The organism is Thauera phenylacetica B4P, assembly GCF_000310225.1.
Taxonomy (GTDB): domain Bacteria; phylum Pseudomonadota; class Gammaproteobacteria; order Burkholderiales; family Rhodocyclaceae; genus Thauera; species Thauera phenylacetica.
In genome coordinates this window covers 1-2,687 of the sequence record NZ_AMXF01000364.1, presented here as the reverse complement: position 1 = coordinate 2,687, position 2,687 = coordinate 1, and the positions used below count along the sequence as shown (strand labels likewise).

The window sequence follows — 2,687 nt, the reverse complement described above, 5'->3', positions numbered from 1 at the left end:
CAGCCAACGGCGCCGCCAGCCTGCGCTTCGGCGCCGGCGCGGGGCTCGCGGTGGGCGCCTCGATGAGCGCCTCGATGAGTGCCGGGTTCGCCGCCGGAGGGGCACTCCAGGCCGGCGCCGACGCCGCCCTGCTGCCCGCCACCGCCTTCGCCGCGGGCGGCGGTGCGGGAGCGGGCCTGGGCATCGGCGCGGGCATGAGCCTGTCGGCCGGCAGCTCCGCGGAGACGGGGTTCTCGGCCCTGCGCAGCCAGGCCACCCCATCCACCCACAGCCTGTCGACCACCGCCCTGCTGCCCGAGGCGGTCGAGCTGCCGACCGGCGGCCCGGTGGTCGCCGGTGGCCGCATGAGCGGCGGCGGCAGCGGCGGCCTGCGCGCCGAGGTCGGCGCCGAGGCGGATTTCGTCATCGGGCCGCGCTAGCACCGTGGAGAAGCAGACATGCCGATCATGATCGAGGAAATGCAGGCCGAGGTCCGGCCCGAGCACGACGAGTCCGCACAGGAGACGCCGGCCGCCACGACGCTGCCGACGCCCGACGTCCTCGCCACGATCAGCGCGCAGCTGCGCCGCGAGCTGCGGGTGCGCGACGAGCGCCGCCAGCGCTGGCAGGCCGACTAGGAGCGCGACGATGAGCACCGAGACCTCCGTCAGCCGCTCCGCCGTCTATCGCGCACGCCCCACGCTGCGCCTGGCCGGGGAGGCGGACGAGCGCGCCTCCGAGCTGCTCGTCGAGATGTGCATCGCGGAATCCGAGGGCGGCATGAGCACCGCCGAGTTGCGCTTCTCCAACTGGGCGAGCACCACCGACGGCGGCGCCGAGGCGGCCTTCGAGGACGGCAGCCGGCTCGCGCTCGGCACCGCGATCAGCGTCCATGCCGGCGACGAAACCCAGCCGCGCGAGCTCTTCCGCGGCGTGGTCAGCGGGCTGGAGGCCGAGTTCGTGCAGGGTGGAGCGCCCGAGCTGGTCGTGCTCGCCGAGGACGCGCTCGGGCGCGCGCGCATGGCGCGCCGCACCCGGCTGTTCACCGACCGAAGCCCCGCCGACGTGGTGCGCGCGGTGGCGGGCGAGCTTGGCCTGCGCCCCGCCGTGCAGGGGCTGGACGCCCCGGTCGCCACCTGGGCCCAGCTCAACGAGAGCGATCTCGCCTTCCTGCGCCGCCTGCTCGGGCACTTCGACGCCGACCTGCAGATCGTCGGCGAGGAGTTGCAGGTGGCGCCGCGCGGCGAGGTGCGCCGCGGCGAGCTAGCGCTCGAGCTGCACGGCCAGCTCGCGCGGGCGCGCGTCGTCGCCGACCTGGCGCACCAGGTCACCCGCATCACCGTCGGCGGCTGGAACCCGGTCAATGGCAGCACGGTCGCCGGCGAAGCCACCGCCTGCACCCATGCCGGCCCCGGCTCCGGTACCCGCGGCGCCGACTGGCTGGCGCGCGCGCTCCAGGCCCGCAGCGAACACCTCGGCCACCTCGCCCTCGCCTCCGACGAGGAGGCGCGCGCCGTGGCCGCGGCCGCCTTCGACCAGCGCGCGCGCCGCTTCGTGCGCCTGGACGGCGTCGCCGAGGGCAACGCCCGGCTGCGCGTGGGCACGCACGTGGCGGTCAGCGGCCTGTCGCCGCGCTTCGACAACACCTACTACGTGGTCGAGGCGCGCCACCGCTACGACCTGCAGGCCGGCTACCGCACCGAGTTCGTCGGCGAGTGCGCCTGGCTGGGAGAGCGCTGATGGACCGCGCACACCCCTTCCTGCCCCCCGCCGGCTGGATGCAGTCGGCGATGCTGGCGCGGGTGGTCTCCATCGACGACCCCGAGGCGCGCGACCGCGTGCAGCTGCGGCTGTTCGCCCTCGACGGCGTCGACGACCAGGACGCGCCGCTGTGGGCGCGCGTCGTCTGCCCCTTCGCCGGCGACGAGCGCGGCGCCTTCTTCATGCCCGACGTGGGCGACGAGGTGCTGGTGGTGTTCCTGCAGGGCGACGCGCGCTATCCGCTCGTGCTCGGCGGGCTGTGGAACGGCAGCAGCGCCGCCCCCGCCGACCTCGGCAGCGAGGGCAACCGCTTCAAGCGCATCCGCTCGAAGAACGGCGTCGTGGTCACGCTCGACGACCGCCAGGGGCGTGAGAGCCTGGTGCTCGAGACCCCCGCGGGGCAGCGCGTCACCCTCGGCGACGGCCCGAGCACGATCACGGTCGAGGACGCCAACGGCAACCGCGTCGTCATGAACGGCAGCAGCATCGCCTTCACCGCCGCGGCCAAGCTCAGGATCGACGCGCCGCAGGTGGAGATCTGCGCCGGCATGGTCAAGGTGGACAGCGCGATCGCCGAGTTCTCCGGGATCGTCAAGTGCGAGATGGTGCAGACCACCGCGGTGGTGTCGACCAGCTACACGCCGGGAGCGGGAAACATATGGTGAACCATCCCCACGAGGTCCTGCTCGGGCCGCCACGCGATCTCGCCGCCTGGCCGGACCAGGGCAGCGGCGCGCCGGCGATCCTGCAGCGCAGCGATGACCGCTTCATCGAGGCGGTGCTCGCCGCCCTGCGCGACCCCGCAGGACGCGTCGCGCTGCGCGACGACCTCGCCCGCTCCGAAGCGCTCGCCACCGGCGTCGACAGCGCACGCCGCGCCAGCCATGGCCGCACCTTGTTCGACCGCCTGCGCGCCGCGAGCGGCCACCTCGGGCTGGCGGGCGCGC

General features: G+C 74.9%; 4 protein-coding genes and 1 pseudogene. All 5 read left to right on the top strand.

Annotated features, from left to right (window positions below):
* Positions 1-419, top strand: a pseudogene (locus C667_RS21970) (hypothetical protein); the annotation flags it as partial.
* 18 nt (positions 420-437) lie between these two features.
* Positions 438-617 carry a hypothetical protein gene (locus C667_RS21965; RefSeq protein WP_039922733.1) on the top strand — a complete coding sequence of 60 codons (180 nt, stop codon included), beginning with the start codon at positions 438-440 and terminating at the stop codon, positions 615-617.
* Between the two features lie 10 nt (positions 618-627).
* Positions 628-1,719 carry a phage late control D family protein gene (locus tag C667_RS21960; protein ID WP_004385206.1) on the top strand — a complete coding sequence of 364 codons (1,092 nt, stop codon included), beginning with the start codon at positions 628-630 and terminating at the stop codon, positions 1,717-1,719.
* Entirely contained in the window at positions 1,719-2,405 is a 687-nt protein-coding gene (locus C667_RS21955) for a phage baseplate assembly protein V (protein WP_004385205.1), read from the top strand. Before C667_RS21960 ends, C667_RS21955 begins: the two co-directional genes overlap by 1 nt.
* On the top strand, positions 2,399-2,687 hold a 289-nt coding region (locus C667_RS21950), incomplete at its 3' end, for a hypothetical protein (RefSeq protein ID WP_004385204.1). The genes C667_RS21955 and C667_RS21950, both read left to right, overlap by 7 nt.